Source organism: Streptomyces sp. STR69, assembly GCF_024519455.1.
Lineage (GTDB): Bacteria > Actinomycetota > Actinomycetes > Streptomycetales > Streptomycetaceae > Streptomyces.
In genome coordinates, this window is sequence record NZ_JALJRY010000027.1 from 58,200 (window position 1) to 73,339 (window position 15,140).

The following is a 15,140-nucleotide window of genomic DNA, read 5'->3' on the forward strand; positions in this document are numbered from 1 at the left end:
GATCTGCACTGCTGCGATGCGCTGAGCGCGCGCTCAGGAACCATGCTACTTGTGAGTAACCAGGCTGCCCAGTCCCGGAGCTCCAAGCGGCGAACGTCACACCCCGGAACCCTCGCGATCAGGTCCCGGCGGCGCCGTCGACCCCCGTGGGGTCAGCACCGGAGTGGGCACGGGATGCGAACCGGAACCGTCCCCGGTGATCACCCCGAACAGCGTCCGTGCCGCGTCCGCGCCGAATCCGTGCACATCATGGCTCATCGCGGAGAGCGTCGGATGCGTGATCCGGCACAACTGGGAGTCGTCCCAGGCCAGCAGCGAGACATCGGCCGGTACGGCGAGCCCCAGCTCGGCGGCGACCGAGAGCCCGGCCACCGCCATGATGTCGTTGTCGTACACGATGGCCGTCGGACGCTCCGCCGGCGCACCCGTCAGCAGAGACCGCGTGGCTCGCGCCCCCGCCTCTCCCGAATGGTCGGTGGCCAGCTGCCAGACCCCGGTCAGCCCCGACTCGCGCGCCGCCGCGTCGAAGGCGACGGCCCGCATCGCGGTGTGCCCGAGCATCCCCGACCCGCCGACCCGCGCGATCCGCCGGTGCCCGAGCGCGGCCAGATACCGCACCGCATCCGCAATGGCGCCGGCATCATCGGTCCACACCGAGGTCAGCCCCCCGGTCAACGACGGGTGCCCCACGGCCACCACCGGCAGCCCCAGCCGCCGCACCACCGCGATCCGAGGATCGTCCGCCCGGAAATCCACGAGAATCGACCCGCCGACCTGCCGAGCCTTCCACCACGACTCCTGCAGCCCGACCTCTTCCTCCGCACTCCGCACGAGCCGCAGCAGCAGCGCGCACGAATGCTCGATCAGCACGCTCTCCACTCCGGATATGAACTCCATGTAGAACGGTTCGAGCCCGAGCAACCGCGCCGGCCGACAGACAGCCAGCCCTACGACGTCCACCCGCGCCCCGGCCAGCGACCGCGCGGTGAGGTTGGGCGCCCACCCCAACTCCCGCGCGGCCTCGAAGATCCGCTCCCGCGTCGCGTCCGACAGCCCCGGCTTGTGATTGAAGGCAAGCGACACCGCCCCCTTGGACACACCGGCGCGAGCGGCAACGTCCTTGATGGTGACGCGAGTTGTGCTCATCGGGGGGAGTCTCGCACCAGCTTTCCCCGCCTGTGACCCGTTCGCCGAGTTCAAAGATCTTGGCGCGATCTAGACGCTCCAGCTTTTGAGAAGCGCTGCCTTTCAGGGGCGCGGGGCTGCATCGACTTGCGGCTCCGCCGCGTGGGCGCGACCAGCCACAGATCACCCGCACTCGCCACACAACGCCAATCGCTACGGCGCCTTGGCGGACAGCGCCTCCACCAAAACAGGCGCCACCTGCTCCACCTGCCACGGCCGAGCCCCGTACCCCGCCAGCGCGGCCCCGACAGACTCCACATCCACACTCTTCGGCGGCTCCCAGCAAACCCGCCGAACCGTGTCCGGAGTAATCAGATTCTCCTGAGGCATGTTGAGCCCCTCGGCAACCGCGGACACCGCGGCGCGCGCCGCGGACAACCGTGCCGCGGCCTCGGGATCCTTGTCGGCCCAGGCACGCGGCGGCGGCGGCCCGGTGACCGGCTGCCCGGGCTGCGGCAACGCCGAGTCGGGCAGGGCCTTGGCCCGGTCGACGGCCGCCTGCCACTGCTCCAGCTGCCGTCGCCCCATCCGATGCCCGAACCCGTTCAGCGCGGCCAGCGCCTGCACGTCCAGCGGCAGCGCGAGCGAGGCCTCCACGATCGCCGCGTCGGACAGCACCTTCCCGGGCGACACGTCCCGCCGCTGCGCGATCCGGTCCCGGGTCTGCCACAGCTCCCGTACGACACCGAGCTGCCGGCGCCGCCGTACCTTGTGCATCCCGGACGTGCGGCGCCACGGGTCCTTGCGGGGTTCGGCGGGCGGGGCCGCCGCGATCGCGTCGAACTCCTGGCGGGCCCACTCCAGCTTGCCCTGCCGGTCGAGCTCCTTCTCCAGGGCGTCCCGCAGGTCGACGAGGAGTTCCACGTCCAGGGCCGCGTACCGCAGCCACGGCTCGGGCAGCGGGCGGGTGGACCAGTCGACGGCGGAGTGCCCCTTCTCCAGGACGAAACCGAGGACGTTCTCGACCATCGCACCCAGGCCGACCCGCGGGAATCCGGCGAGCCGACCCGCCAGCTCGGTGTCGAAGAGCCGCGTCGGCACCATGCCTATCTCCCGCAGACACGGCAGGTCCTGGGTGGCGGCGTGCAGCACCCACTCGACGCCGGAGACGGCCTCGCCGAGGCCCGACAGGTCGGGGCAGGCGACCGGGTCGATCAGTGCGGTGCCCGCGCCCTCGCGGCGCAACTGCACCAGATAGGCGCGCTGTCCGTAGCGGTAGCCGGACGCGCGCTCGGCGTCGACGGCGAGCGGGCCCGTGCCGGCGGCGAAGGCCGCGATCGCCTCGGCGAGGGCGTCCTCGTCGGCGATCACGGGCGGAATGCCCTCCCGGGGCTCAAGCAAGGGGATCGGCGCCGTTTCGACGTCGTCCGGAGGGGCGCCTCCGGTGGTTCGCAGTGAACTGTCTGCTGCGGTTTCTTGGGCGTCGGTCACGTGTCAAGGGTATCCGTGTATGGACAACGCCCGCCGACGGAACGTTCCGTCGACGGGCGTCTGGGGGTCGTAAACCAGTCAGGTAAGTGAAAGATCCGGTTCACGGCTCGGCGGGGGAGTGGAGGACGTGGTTCCGGGACAGGGTCAGTGGATGATTCCGGTGCGCAGGGCCACCGCGACCATCCCGGCGCGGTCACCCGTGCCGAGCTTGCGGGCGATGCGCGCGAGGTGGCTCTTGACGGTCAGTGCGGACAGGCCCATGGAGACGCCGATCGCCTTGTTCGACTGGCCCTCCGCGACCAGGCGAAGCACCTCGACCTCACGGCCGGACAGTTCGCGGTAGCCGCCCGGGTGGCTCGGGGCGCCCGGGGGGCGGCGGTGCATACGGGCGGCGGCGGAGCCGATGGGGGCGGCGCCGGGCCGGGTGGGGAGCCCGACGTTCGTGCGGGTGCCGGTGACGACGTAGCCCTTGACTCCGCCCGCGAGGGCGTTGCGCACGGCGCCGATGTCGTCGGCGGCGGACAGGGCCAGGCCGTTGGGCCAGCCTGCGGCTCTGGTCTCGGAGAGCAGGGTGAGTCCGGAGCCGTCCGGAAGGTGGACGTCTGCCACGCAGATGTCGCGGGGGTTGCCGATGCGGGGACGAGCCTCCGCGACGGACGAGGCCTCGATGACGTCGCGCACACCGAGCGCCCACAGGTGGCGGGTGACGGTGGAACGGACGCGCGGGTCGGCCACGACCACCATGGCGGTCGGCTTGTTCGGGCGGTAGGCGACCAGGCTTGCGGGCTGCTCAAGGAGAACGGACACCAGGCCTCCTGGGTGTGGGACGACTTTCAAGGTCACAGTCGTCTTCGGCAGCAAACCCGCGGTCCTTTAGAGAAAGATCACGATTTAGTGAGTATCAATCAGTGCAATTCGGACACGCTGTCGATCGTTCGGTGAACGAAACGGTTCGTTCGAGAGGCCACTCCTGATTGAAAGTGGCCGTATCGACAAAGACACCGCAAGCGACGGGTAAGACCTCGGTGTGCCTCGGGTAAGGCTCAGCGTGACTGCGGACCCCGGCGCTGCGGCAGCGTGACGATGGACGCGTCGCCCGGACCCGCCGGCGGCAGGCCCGCGACCTGGGCCAGCAGATCGCACCAGGAGGCCAGATGCGCAGCCGTGTCCGGGACGCCGCCGAGCCCCTCGCGGGGCGTCCACGAGGCGCGGATCTCGATCTGGGAGGCCGACGGGCGCTCGGACAGCCCGCCGAAGTAGTGGGAACTGGCCCGGGTGACCGTGCCGCTCGGCTCGCCATAGGTCAGTCCGCGGGTCTGGAGCGCGCCGGTCAGCCATGACCAGCACACGTCGGGCAGCAGCGGATCCGCCGCCATCTCCGGCTCCAGCTCCGCGCGCACCAGCGTCACCAGCCGGAACGTGCCGTGCCAGGCGTCGTGCCCGGCCGGGTCGTGCAGCAGCACCAGCCGGCCGTCCGCCAGATCCTGGTCGCCGTCGACGACCGCGGCCTCCAACGCGTACGCGTAGGGGGCCAGGCGCTGTGGCGCCGGCGTCGGGTCGATCTCGATCTGCGGTCGCAGCCGACTGTTCCGCAGGGCCTGGACCGCGGCCTGGAAAGCCGGCGGTGCCGTACCGCCCCCATCCCGGTCCCCCTCCTTGGAGTCGTCCATTCCGTCAGCGCCGTCCGACAGTCGTCCCTGAGCCGCAGCCATGCGGGAAGATTAAGGGGAACGGAGGCATCGTGCGGGACTAGACACCCGCTCTTGCGTTCAGCACACCGTGCAATCGCCTTCCGGCGCCGTGCGAGACTTGCCCCGTGAGTGTCAACCAGAGCCCCACGGGCCAGCAGCCGACCGCCACTTACGACTCCGCCTTCATGAAGGCGGCCAGGCGTGAGCCCGTGCCGCACACACCCGTGTGGTTCATGCGGCAGGCCGGGCGCTCGCTGCCGGAGTACCACAAGGTGCGCGAGGGCGTCTCCATGCTGGAGTCCTGCACGCGTCCCGAGCTGGTCGCCGAGATCACCCTCCAGCCGGTGCGCAGACACGGCGTGGACGCGGCGGTCTACTTCAGCGACATCGTCGTCCCGCTCAAGGCCATCGGCATCGACCTCGACATCAAGCCCGGCGTCGGCCCGGTCGTCGAGAAGCCGATCCGCACCCGCGCCGACCTGGCCCGGCTCCGCGACCTCACCCCCGAGGACGTCTCCTACGTCACCGAGGCCGTCGGCCTGCTGACCGCCGAGCTCGGCTCCACCCCCCTCATCGGCTTCGCCGGCGCCCCGTTCACCCTCGCGAGCTACCTCATCGAGGGCGGCCCGTCCCGCACGTACGAGAACGCCAAGGCGATCATGTACGGCGACCCCGAGCTGTGGGCCGACATTCTCGACCGCCTCGCCGACATCACAGTCACCTTCCTCAAGGTCCAGATCGAGGCGGGCGCCAGCGCCGTCCAGCTCTTCGACTCCTGGGCCGGTGCCCTCGCCCCCGCCGAGTACCGCCGCTCGGTGCTCCCCGCCTCCGCGAAGATCCTCAAGGCGGTCGAGGGCTACGGCGTCCCCCGCATCCACTTCGGTGTCGGCACCGGCGAACTGCTGCAGCTCATGGGCGAGGCCGGCGCGGACGTCGTCGGCGTCGACTACCGCGTCGCGCTGGACGAGGCCGCCCGCCGGGTCGGCCCCGGCAAGGCGCTCCAGGGCAACCTCGACCCGACCGTCCTGTTCGCCCCCACGGAGGTCGTCGAGGCGAAGACCGACGAGGTCCTCGAAGCGGCGAAGGGCCTTGAGGGCCACATCTTCAACCTCGGGCACGGCGTGATGCCGTCCACCGACCCGGACTCGCTCACCCGGCTCACCGAGTACGTCCACACCAGGACGGCCCGATAGCCGCGCTCACCACGTGTGCCGGGGCCGCGCCCGCCTGCCGAACAGCAGGCCACGCGGTTCCGGCGGCGGGGGAGTGCCCGCCTTGAGCGGCCAGGCCAGCAGCATGCCCACGAGGAACCCGACGACATGCGCCGAGTACGCGACGGTGCCCGCCTCGGAGACGCCCTCGCCGGACGAGTAGAACGCCTGGAGCACGAACCAGAAGCCCAGCACCAGCCAGGCCGGCAGGCGCAGCGGCAGGAAGAACAGGAACGGCACCAGGACCCACACCCTGGCCTTCGCGTACAGCACCAGATAGGCGCCCAGGACACCGGCGATCGCCCCGGAGGCGCCGATCAGCGGGTCGCCCGAGTCGGCGTTGAGGAGCGCGAAGCCGTAGCCCGCCGCGTAACCGCACACCACGTAGAAGAGCGTGAAGCGGATGTGGCCCATGCGGTCCTCGACGTTGTTCCCGAAGATCATCAGGAACAGCATGTTGCCCAGCAGGTGGATCCAGCTGCCGTGCAGGAACATCGCGGTGAGGACGCTCAGGGGCGCCGACTTGTCGTAGCCCGGCGGCGCGACCGCGCAACCGGCGCCGCCCGGGCCGTTCTGCACGGCACCGGTCGGGACCAGCTGCGGCATCTGATGGTGGATCAACTCCCTTGGTACAGCCGCGTAGTGGTCCAGGAACGCCTGGAGATGGCACAGCTGCGAGAGGTCGCTGCCGCCCGCCACGGAACCCGCTATTCCGGGAGTGGCCAGGAAGACGAGCACGTTCGCGGCGATGAGCGCATACGTCACCCAAGGGGTGCGGCGCACCGGGTTCACGTCATGGACGGGGATGACCACAAGGGATTAGTGCCCCCCGATCCGCGCGGTGAACCGGTGAACACCGCCGACCGCCTGTGCGTATGACTCCTCAACCGCCCGCGGTGCGGGGAAGGCGTGTCGCGGGGACGACGTGAGGAACAGGCGATGAACGACCGGATTTCCCCTCAGATGACCGCCACGCCCGACGGCGAGGCCGAGATCTCCCTGGTGGTGCGCCTCCCCTGGGAGGACGTCGCCAAGCTCGGTCAGGAAGCGGGACGCCTCGCTGCGCAGATGCAGCGGCCGGTGACCCTGGACGAGGCGGTGAGCAACCGGCTGCGCTCCACGGCCCTGGGTGCCCACGCGAAGCCGGCGGCGGCGCAGCCCGCCGCCATGATGCCGCCGAGCGCGTCGGTGTCCTCGCTGCCCGCCAGGCCGCCTGCCGAGCAGGCACGGCAGGCCATAGACCGCATCAACGGCACGGCATAGGAACGTTCGACACGGAACGTCGTGGGAACGTTCAACGAGGACCGGCCTGGACCTTGGCGGTCGCCTTTCGGGCCGCCACCAGGACCGGGTCCCACACGGGGGAGAACGGCGGCGCGTACCCCAGGTCCAGGGCCGTCATCTGTTCCACCGTCATACGGGCTGTGAGGGCGACCGCCGCGATGTCGACACGCTTCGCGGCGCCCTCCCGGCCGACGATCTGCACGCCGAGGAGACGGCCGGTACGGCGTTCGGCGAGCATCTTCACCGTCATGAGGGAGGCCTCGGGGTAATAGCCCGCGCGGCTGGTCGACTCGATGGTGACCGCCACGAATTGCAGGCCCGCGCGGTGAGCGTCCTTCTCCCGCAGCCCGGTACGCGCGATCTCCAGATCGCACACCTTGCTCACGGCCGTACCCACCACCCCCGGGAAGGTGGCGTATCCGCCGCCCACATTGGTGCCGATGACCTGCCCGTGCTTGTTGGCGTGCGTCCCCAGGGCGATGTGCCGCTCCTGCCCGGAGACCAGGTCCAGCACCTCCACACAGTCGCCCCCGGCCCAGACGTTCTCGTGCCCGCGCACCCGCATCGCCATGTCGGTGAGCAGCCCGTGGTGCTGTCCCAGAGGCAGCCCGGCCGCCTCGGCGAGGGTCGTCTCGGGCCGCACACCGATCCCCAGCACCACCACGTCCGCCGGATACTCCGCGTCCTCCGTGACCACCGCCCGCACCCGCCCGTCGTCCCCGGTGCGCAGCTCGGTGACATGGGCGTCGTCGACCATGGTGATGCCCAGGTCCTCCATCGCCTTGTGAACCAGACGCCCCATGTCCGGGTCGAGCGTCGACATCGGCTCCTTGCCCCTGTTGACGACGGTCACGTCATACCCACGGTTGACGAACGCCTCCGCCATCTCGACCCCGATGTACCCGGCCCCGATCACCACGGCGCGACGCCCACGCGTGCGTGCCAGCGAATCGAGCAGCGCCTGCCCGTCGTCGAGCGTCTGCACCCCGTGCACTCCGGGGGCGTCGACACCGGGCATGTCCGGACGGACCGGCCGCGCCCCGGTCCCGATCACGAGCTTGTCGTACGACGTCCAGGACTCGGCCCCGGAATCGACGTCACGCGCGCGTACCCGACCGCCCGCGACGTCCAGCTCCACGACCTCGGTACGCATCCGCAGGTCGATGTCCCGCGCCCGGTGCTCCTCCGGGGTGCGGGCGATCAGCTCCTGCGGAGTGGACACGTCACCGCCCACCCAGTACGGGATGCCGCACGCCGAGTACGAGGTGAAGTGGCCCCGCTCGAAGGCCACGATCTCCAGCTCGTCCGGCCCCTTGAGGCGGCGGGCCTGCGACGCCGCGGACATGCCCGCGGCGTCGCCTCCGATGACGACCAGTCGTTCCCGGGTACCCCTCGCACGGCTCATGTCCATGCGAACACGCTACGGGGACCGATGATTTCAGTCCTGTGCGCCCTGCTCCTCCTCGCGCACCGGCGGGGCGGCCGGCAGCGGGCCCACCGCGGTGGCCGCGGGCACGGTCGCCGCCCGGCGCGGCCGTACGAGACGCAGCCACAGGACGACCAGCAGCGCCGCGACCGCCGCGAACGGGAGCACCGCGCCCAGCGCCAGGGCGATCCAGCGCAGCATCGTGACGAAGACGTGCCAGCCGCCCGCCACCGCGTCCACGAAGCCGGGGGAGTCGTCCTTGGCGGCGGCCTTCGCCACCGGGGTCTGCGACAGGGACAGCGTGATGGTGGCCAGGCTGGTGCGGTCCTTCAGGGAGGACTGTTGGGCGAGCAGCGCCTCCAGATCGGACTCGCGGGTGCTCAACTCGCCCTCCAGTTCCACCACATCGCTCAACTTGGTGGCCCGGTCCATCAGTTCACGCACACGTGCCACGCTGGCCCGCTGTGAGGTGATGCGACTCTCCACGTCCACGACCTGGTCCGTGACGTCCTGCGCCTTCGCGGTGCGGTCCAGCAGCTTGCCCGCGCCCTCCAGGTCGGCGAGGACCTCGTCGTACTTGTCGGTGGGCACCCGAAGGACGACCCGGGTGCGTTCGTGGCCCTGTCCGTCGCGGGTGGTCGTCTCGTTGCCGACGAACCCGCCCGCGTTCTCGGTCGTGGTGCGGGCCTCGTCGAGGGCCTTCGGCACGTCCTTGACCCGCACGGACAGCGAGGCCGTACGGATGATGCTGCTCGCGGTGAGCTTGGGCAGGGACTTGGTGTTCCGGGCGTTGCCGCTGCCCGACGCGCCCTCCTGCTGAGCGGTGCCGGGAACCGCTGCCTTGGCGCCCGCGCCGGCATCGCTGGCGGAGGTCGCTTTGTCCGCGCCGCCGCTGCACCCGGTCAGCGCGAGGGCCGAGGCCAGCAGGAGCCCGGCCAGAGCCTGGACGGGCCGGACGGAGTGTCGTGTGCGCATGGGTCGGTACCCCCGAGGTTCGTCGTGACGACTGACGCACCTTCGACGCCGGGACCGGGCGGGACGTTGGCGGGAAACGGTTCCGATGAGGTCACGGTCGGGACTCGTGCCGGGCACCGGGCCGGGATCGGACTGTCAGTGCGGTCTGAGAGGCTGGGGGCATGCGCGAAGTGGAGACTCGTACGGGTACAGGGCATGTCGTCGTCATCGGCGCCGGGATCGGTGGGCTGGCCGCCGCACACCGGCTGCTGGACAGAGGCATGCGTGTGACGGTCGTCGAGGCGTCGGACCGGGTCGGCGGCAAGCTGCTGCCCGGCGAGATCGCGGGCGCCCGCGTGGACCTCGGCGCCGAGTCGATGCTCGCCCGCCGCCCCGAGGCCGTCGCGCTGGCCCGCGAGGTCGGGCTCACCGACCGCCTCCAGCCGCCCGCCACGGCCACCGCTTCGCTCTGGACCCGGGGTGCCCTGCGCCCGATGCCCAAGGGTCACGTCATGGGCGTCCCCGGCACCGCCTCCGCCCTCTCCGGGGTCATCTCCGACGAGGGCCTGCACCGCATCGAGCGCGACGCCGACCTGCCCCGCACGGAGGTCGGCGAGGACGTGGCGGTCGGGGAGTACGTGGCGGCACGCCTCGGCCGTGAGGTCGTCGACCGCCTTGTCGAACCCCTCCTGGGCGGGGTCTACGCGGGCGACGCGTACCGCATCTCGATGCGCTCCGCCGTCCCCCAGCTCTTCGAGGCCGCGAAGAAGCACGACTCCCTCACCGAGGCCGTCCGGGGCATCCAGGAGCGTGCCGCCGCCGCACAGCAGACCGGCCCCGTCTTCATGGGCATCGAGGGCGGAGTGGGCCAACTCCCGCTCGCCGTCGCGGAGTCGGTCCGCGCGCGGGGCGCCGAGATCCTCACCGGGACACCGGTGACGGAGCTGCGCCGGAGCGGAGCGGCCGGCTGGCGGGTCGTCGCCGGAGACCGGGTGCTGGACGCCGACGGAGTGATCGTCGCCGTACCCGCACCGGTGGCCGCCCAACTGCTGCGGGCCGAAGTACCCGGCGCCGCCGCCGAGTTGGGCGCCGTCGAGTACGCCTCGATGGCCCTCGTCACCCTCGCCTACCGCCGCGCGGACGTCGAACTCCCCGAAGGCAGCGGCTTCTTGGTGCCCCCCGTCGACGGCCGCACCATCAAGGCCTCCACCTTCGCCTCCCAGAAGTGGGCCTGGATCGCCGACGAGAACCCGGACGTACTGGTCCTGCGCACCTCGGTGGGCCGCTACGGCGAGACGGCGGTCCTGGACCGCGAGGACACCGGCCTGGTCGACGTCTCACGCCACGACCTCCGCGAGGCCACCGGTCTCGACGCCGCACCCCTCGACACCCGCGTCACCCGCTGGACCGACGGCCTGCCCCAGTACCCGGTCGGCCACCACGCGCGCGTGGCCCGCGTCCGCGAACACGTCGCCAAGCTGCCCGGCCTCGCCGTGTGCGGCGCGGCCTACGACGGGGTCGGCATCCCGGCGACCATCGCGAGCGCGTACGCGGCCGTCGAGCGGCTGACCGGCGACCCGGTGCCGAGCGCGTCCGGCGGAGCGGGAGAATAGCCCCATGAGCGACGACGCCCCCACCACCGAGTCCGGCCGTATCCCGAACAAGGGCAAGCTGGCCAAGGACCTCAACGAGGTCATCCGCTACACCCTGTGGTCCGTCTTCAAGCTGAAGGACGTACTGCCCGAGGACCGCGCCGGATACGCCGACGAGGTCCAGGAGCTGTTCGACCAGCTCGCCGCGAAGGACGTCACGGTCCGCGGCACATACGACGTGTCGGGCCTGCGTGCCGACGCCGACCTCATGATCTGGTGGCACGCCGAGACCGCCGACCAGCTCCAGGAGGCGTACAACCTCTTCCGCCGCACGAAGCTCGGCCGCGCCCTGGACCCGGTCTGGTCGAACATGGCGCTGCACCGCCCCGCCGAGTTCAACCGCTCGCACGTCCCGGCCTTCCTGGCCGACGAGACCCCGCGCAACTACGTCAGCGTGTACCCGTTCGTGCGCTCCTACGACTGGTACCTGCTCCCCGACGAGGACCGCCGCCGCATGCTCGCCGACCACGGCAAGATGGCCCGCGGCTACCCGGACGTCCGCGCCAACACGGTCGCTTCCTTCTCCCTCGGCGACTACGAATGGCTCCTGGCCTTCGAGGCCGACGAGCTCTACCGAATCGTCGACCTCATGCGCCACCTCCGAGCCTCCGAGGCCCGCATGCACGTCCGCGAGGAGGTCCCGTTCTACACAGGCCGCCGCAAGGACATCGGCGACTTGGTAGCCGGCCTGGCGTAAGCGGCCTTCAGGGGCGCGGGGCTGTGTCGACATGCGGCTCCGCCGCGCGGGCGCGACCAGCCCCCCACCGGCCGGCAGACTACCGACGGCCCGGTCGCGCAGCCTTCGGCTCAGCATGCGGAGCGCACGCAGCATGCCGCTCAGGCAGCCGCCCTTCCAACAAATACGCGTCCAGATACCCGTTCACGCACTTGTTGGCCCCACCCGCGATCCCATGCGTCCCCGCATCCCGCTCGGTCACCAACACCGAGTCGGCCAACCGCCGTTGCAACTCCAGCGCCCCGTCGTACGGCGTAGCCGCATCCCGCTCGGCGGCCATGATCAGCACCGGCGGCAACTCACCAGGCCCGGTCCGCACATCAAGGGGCTGCTGACGCGGCGCGGGCCAGTACGCGCACGGCAGATTCATCCACACGTTGTCCCACGTCTCGAACGGCGCCACGCGCGCGAGCCGCGTGTTGTCCCGGTCCCAGACGCTCCACTCGGTAGGCCAGGGCGCGTCGTTGCACTCGACGGCCGTGTACACCGCGTTGCCGTTCTCCGCCTCGACGGCCGCTCCCGGCGTGGGCCCCGCCTGCTGCACCAGGAGCTTGGGGTTGCCCTTCAGGTAGGCCGACAGCGCTGCCGCGGTGTGCGGCCAGTAGTCGTCGTAGTACCCCGCCGACAGGAACGCGCCCTGCAACTGCGCGGGCCCCACCTTGCCGCCCGCGGGCTTCTCAGCGAGCCGTGCAGAGGCCTTCTCGTAGCTGCGCAGCACCTTCCCCGCCGTGTCGCCGAGCCCGTACACGTCGTCGTGCCTGGCGATCCACTCCCGGTAGTCCGCCCAGCGGCCCTCGAACGCGGCCGACTGGTCGAGGTTGTTGCGGTACCAGACCTGCTCGGGGTCCGGGTTCACCGCCGAGTCGAAGACCATCCGCCGTACGTGCGAGGGGAACAGCGTCGCGTACAGCGCCCCGAAGTAGGTCCCGTAGGACGCGCCCATGAACGTCAGCTTGTCCTCGCCGAGGGCGGCGCGCAGGACGTCCAGGTCGCGGGCGTTGTTGAGCGAGTTGTAGAACCGCAGCTTGCTGCCGGAGCGTTTGGCGCAGCCGCGCGCGTAGGCCTTGGCCTCCGCGACGCGCTCCTTCTTGTACGACTCCGAGGGGTACGTCGGCGACTGCGAGGGCGCCTTGAAGAAGTGCTTGGGGTCCTCGCAGGACAGCGGTGCCGACTTGTCGACCCCGCGCGGGGCGTAGCCCACGAGGTCGTAGGCCGACGCGATGCGCTTCCACTCGGGGAGCATGCCGATCAGCGGGAAGTAGAGGCCGGAGGCGCCGGGGCCGCCCGGGTTGTAGACCAGGGAGCCCTGGCCGGGGACTCTGCGCTTGCTGTTGTGCGGGTCCTTGTGGGTGGCCCGGGCGCGGCCGACGGTCAGTTTGATCTGCTTGCCGTCGGGGTGTGCGTAGTCGAGCGGGACGGAGACCGTGCCGCATTCCATGGTGCCGGGCATGTCCTCCGCGTCCGGGCACGTCCCGAAGTCGATGCCACGCGCGCGGGCGTGCGCGGCGGCGAGCGCGGTGCCGGCCGACTCGACGGCGTCCGGGGCACCGGTGGCCGGGGCGGCGGCGAGGGTGGTCAGGAGCAAGGACCCGGCGGCCGAGTACAGGGCGGCGGCTCGCATGGTGGCGTATCCCTTCGGAGCACGGCAGCAACAAAAGGGATGTTTCGTTCGGTTGTTGGCGAAGGCAAGCACCGTCGGGCCGGTGTCGGCCCCAATGACCCCTGTGCGCCCCCTGGCGCGCTCTCACGCCGAGGTCAGCGCCGCCGCTCGTAGGTCAGCGCCGCCACTCGTTGAACTGCTCGCGGTACTGCTCGCGGTGCGCGAAGGCAGCCCGCAGATCCGGTTCGCCGACCGCGCGGATGCCCCGCACGGCCACCGACGTCAGATAGGTGCGGTCGTCGGCGCCACCGCCCGCGTACCGGGTCAGGGTGCCGAGCAGCTGCTGACCGGCCGGGGAGGCCCAGTGCGAGTACGGGTGCACCTCGACCCGGGCGATGGCCAGACAGCTCAGCGTCAGGGCGAGCGGCAGCGCGAACCAGAGCGCGACCAGCCCGCGCGGCATCTCGGCCCCCGGCGTCAGCAGCGCGGTCGCGCCCAGCACCAGCACGACGAGCGCGGCGGCCCGCACCTGCCGGACTCCGGAGGCGACCGTCGTACGGGTGCCGTCCGGTACGGCGAGACCCGCGTCGACGAGCCGGTCCGCCACGTCGCGCACCGCGTCCGTGGCCGCCGCGGTGGCCCGCACCGGGGCGATCCGGGACTGCCCCTCGGGCCCGATGGCGCCTATCACCGACCGCTCGATGGGGTCCCGGCCGCGTGGGTCGACGACGGTCGCCCAGCCGGTGTGGGCGAGCAGCAGCCGGTGCTGGCGCGCCATGGAGACCAGCGTCAGATCGGCGACCCGCGCCGGACCGCCGGACAGGAACGCCGCCTCGTAGAGCGTCAGATCGTGTCCCTTGCCCGCGTCGTCGGCGTCCACGGCCGCCGCTCTGACGGCGGCCAGGCACAGCCGGGTGCACGCCGTGCCGGCGACGGCCCAGGCCAGGAGCAGGAGAAGGACCCAGAACATGCCAAATTTCTATGCCAAAGGCCCAGTGCGACGCCATGCCTTGTTCACAATCCGGACGGAGCGTTGTCTGCATGTGACGTTCCACTTGTCCGGAAACAGACCACGGCCGAAACAGTGCTACGGCTACGGCTGTGCCGACGGCGGCGGGCTGGAGGCGGGCGGCGGCAGCGAGTACGTCGGGGAGACCGACGGGGCCAGCGGGACGACCTGACCCGGGTCGGCCACGGCGGAACTGCTGGGCGCGGGTGTGCTGCTCGCGGCCATGTCCCGGGCCAGCGCGGCGAAGTCGACGTATCCGGTGGCCTCCAGGACCTTGATGTGGTCCAGGACGGTCGTGTTGGCGTCGTCGGCGAGGGCGCGGACCAGGGAGTTCTGCGTGGTGGCGCGGACCTGGGCGACCACCGTGAACACCTTGCCGTGCGCGAGGCGCAGGATGTTGGCGAACTTGCGGTCGAAGTCCACGCCCGATGCCGCGTTGAGGGTGGCGAGCCACTGCTGTTGCTGCGCGTTGGGCTGGTTCGGCAGCGGCAGCCCGAGCCGCGCGGCGACGTCCCGCACCCGCTCGTCCAGGAACGTGTGGCCGTCGATCAGATGCTGCCCCGCCGTCCGTACGGCCGCGGTGGTGCCCTTCTCCTCGGCCTGCTGCCCGGCCGGCAGCTCCCACAGCCCGGCCAGCCGCACCCGCGTGACGAAGTCCCGGTCCAGCGCGGACAACGGCCCGTACTGCGTCGCCACGGTCTGGTCGCTGAGCACATTGGCAGCGGTAGTCCCGGCCCGGTCGGCGTAGGACCAGACCGGGAAGACCAGCGCCGCCAGGGTCGCGGTCAGGCCCACGACGATGACGCCGGTGCCACTGAATATGCCTCGGCCCTTTACGGGGGGTCGCGGTCGCATGGGGTGCCTCCTGTGACGGCACCGCACGTGAGTGCGCTTCTCGTGCGGAACCGCAATATTACTGTGGAGTCACTGTCACCTTCCAAGGCCCCTCCCGGCCCTTCCG

General features: G+C 71.2%; 14 protein-coding genes. 4 read left to right on the forward strand and 10 right to left on the reverse strand.

The genetic code is table 11. The features are described 5' to 3' along the window. Nucleotides 1-96: 96 nt before the first annotated feature. The 4 genes from OC490_RS37580 to OC490_RS37595 form a co-directional block, all read right to left on the reverse strand. A complete protein-coding gene (locus tag OC490_RS37580) occupies nucleotides 97-1,146 on the reverse strand; it encodes a LacI family DNA-binding transcriptional regulator (protein WP_262062524.1) in 1,050 nt (349 codons plus the stop codon). Between the two features lie 192 nt (nucleotides 1,147-1,338). Next, entirely contained in the window at nucleotides 1,339-2,616 is a 1,278-nt protein-coding gene (locus OC490_RS37585; protein ID WP_262062525.1) for a ribonuclease D, read from the reverse strand. Between the two features lie 144 nt (nucleotides 2,617-2,760). Beyond that, nucleotides 2,761-3,423, reverse strand: a complete 663-nt coding sequence (locus OC490_RS37590) for a response regulator transcription factor (protein WP_019073943.1) — start codon at nucleotides 3,421-3,423, stop codon at nucleotides 2,761-2,763. A gap of 236 nt (nucleotides 3,424-3,659) precedes the next feature. Further along, nucleotides 3,660-4,328 carry a DUF3000 domain-containing protein gene (locus OC490_RS37595; RefSeq protein WP_201050705.1) on the reverse strand — a complete coding sequence of 223 codons (669 nt, stop codon included), beginning with the start codon at nucleotides 4,326-4,328 and terminating at the stop codon, nucleotides 3,660-3,662. Nucleotides 4,329-4,432: 104 nt separating this feature from the next. Between OC490_RS37595 and hemE the strand changes: the two genes are divergently transcribed. After that, nucleotides 4,433-5,500: a uroporphyrinogen decarboxylase gene (gene hemE / locus OC490_RS37600; protein WP_262062526.1), complete on the forward strand. Its 1,068-nt coding sequence runs from the start codon at nucleotides 4,433-4,435 to the stop codon at nucleotides 5,498-5,500. Nucleotides 5,501-5,506: 6 nt separating this feature from the next. On the opposite strand, the gene OC490_RS37605 is transcribed toward hemE, so the two are convergent. Beyond that, nucleotides 5,507-6,331: a rhomboid family intramembrane serine protease gene (locus OC490_RS37605; RefSeq protein ID WP_262062527.1), complete on the reverse strand. Its 825-nt coding sequence runs from the start codon at nucleotides 6,329-6,331 to the stop codon at nucleotides 5,507-5,509. A 126-nt stretch (nucleotides 6,332-6,457) separates the two neighbouring features. On the opposite strand from OC490_RS37605, the gene OC490_RS37610 reads away from it, so the two are divergent. Further along, a complete protein-coding gene (locus tag OC490_RS37610; RefSeq protein ID WP_200716074.1) occupies nucleotides 6,458-6,781 on the forward strand; it encodes a hypothetical protein in 324 nt (107 codons plus the stop codon). A gap of 31 nt (nucleotides 6,782-6,812) precedes the next feature. Here the strand turns inward: OC490_RS37610 and OC490_RS37615 are convergent, their stop codons facing one another. Further along, a complete protein-coding gene (locus tag OC490_RS37615; RefSeq protein WP_262062528.1) occupies nucleotides 6,813-8,213 on the reverse strand; it encodes an FAD-dependent oxidoreductase in 1,401 nt (466 codons plus the stop codon). 27 nt (nucleotides 8,214-8,240) lie between these two features. Further along, entirely contained in the window at nucleotides 8,241-9,203 is a 963-nt protein-coding gene (locus OC490_RS37620) for a DUF4349 domain-containing protein (RefSeq protein WP_262062529.1), read from the reverse strand. Nucleotides 9,204-9,364: 161 nt separating this feature from the next. Between OC490_RS37620 and hemG the strand changes: the two genes are divergently transcribed. Both hemG and hemQ read left to right on the forward strand, forming a co-directional pair. After that, the gene (gene hemG / locus OC490_RS37625) at nucleotides 9,365-10,795 is read left to right on the forward strand and encodes a protoporphyrinogen oxidase (protein WP_262062530.1); all 1,431 of its coding nucleotides are present in this window, start codon (nucleotides 9,365-9,367) and stop codon (nucleotides 10,793-10,795) included. Between the two features lie 4 nt (nucleotides 10,796-10,799). Beyond that, nucleotides 10,800-11,531, forward strand: a complete 732-nt coding sequence (gene hemQ, locus OC490_RS37630; protein ID WP_262062531.1) for a hydrogen peroxide-dependent heme synthase — start codon at nucleotides 10,800-10,802, stop codon at nucleotides 11,529-11,531. Nucleotides 11,532-11,610: 79 nt separating this feature from the next. On the opposite strand, the gene OC490_RS37635 is transcribed toward hemQ, so the two are convergent. The 3 genes from OC490_RS37635 to OC490_RS37645 all read right to left on the reverse strand — a co-directional run bounded on the left by OC490_RS37635 (nucleotide 11,611) and on the right by OC490_RS37645 (nucleotide 15,034). After that, nucleotides 11,611-13,191, reverse strand: a complete 1,581-nt coding sequence (locus tag OC490_RS37635; protein ID WP_262062532.1) for an alpha/beta hydrolase — start codon at nucleotides 13,189-13,191, stop codon at nucleotides 11,611-11,613. Nucleotides 13,192-13,345: 154 nt separating this feature from the next. Continuing rightward, complete coding sequence (locus tag OC490_RS37640; protein WP_262062533.1) at nucleotides 13,346-14,140, reverse strand: TIGR04222 domain-containing membrane protein; 795 nt, start codon at nucleotides 14,138-14,140, stop codon at nucleotides 13,346-13,348. A 123-nt stretch (nucleotides 14,141-14,263) separates the two neighbouring features. Next, nucleotides 14,264-15,034, reverse strand: a complete 771-nt coding sequence (locus OC490_RS37645) for a DUF4142 domain-containing protein (protein WP_262062534.1) — start codon at nucleotides 15,032-15,034, stop codon at nucleotides 14,264-14,266. Between the last annotated feature and the right edge of the window lie 106 nt (nucleotides 15,035-15,140).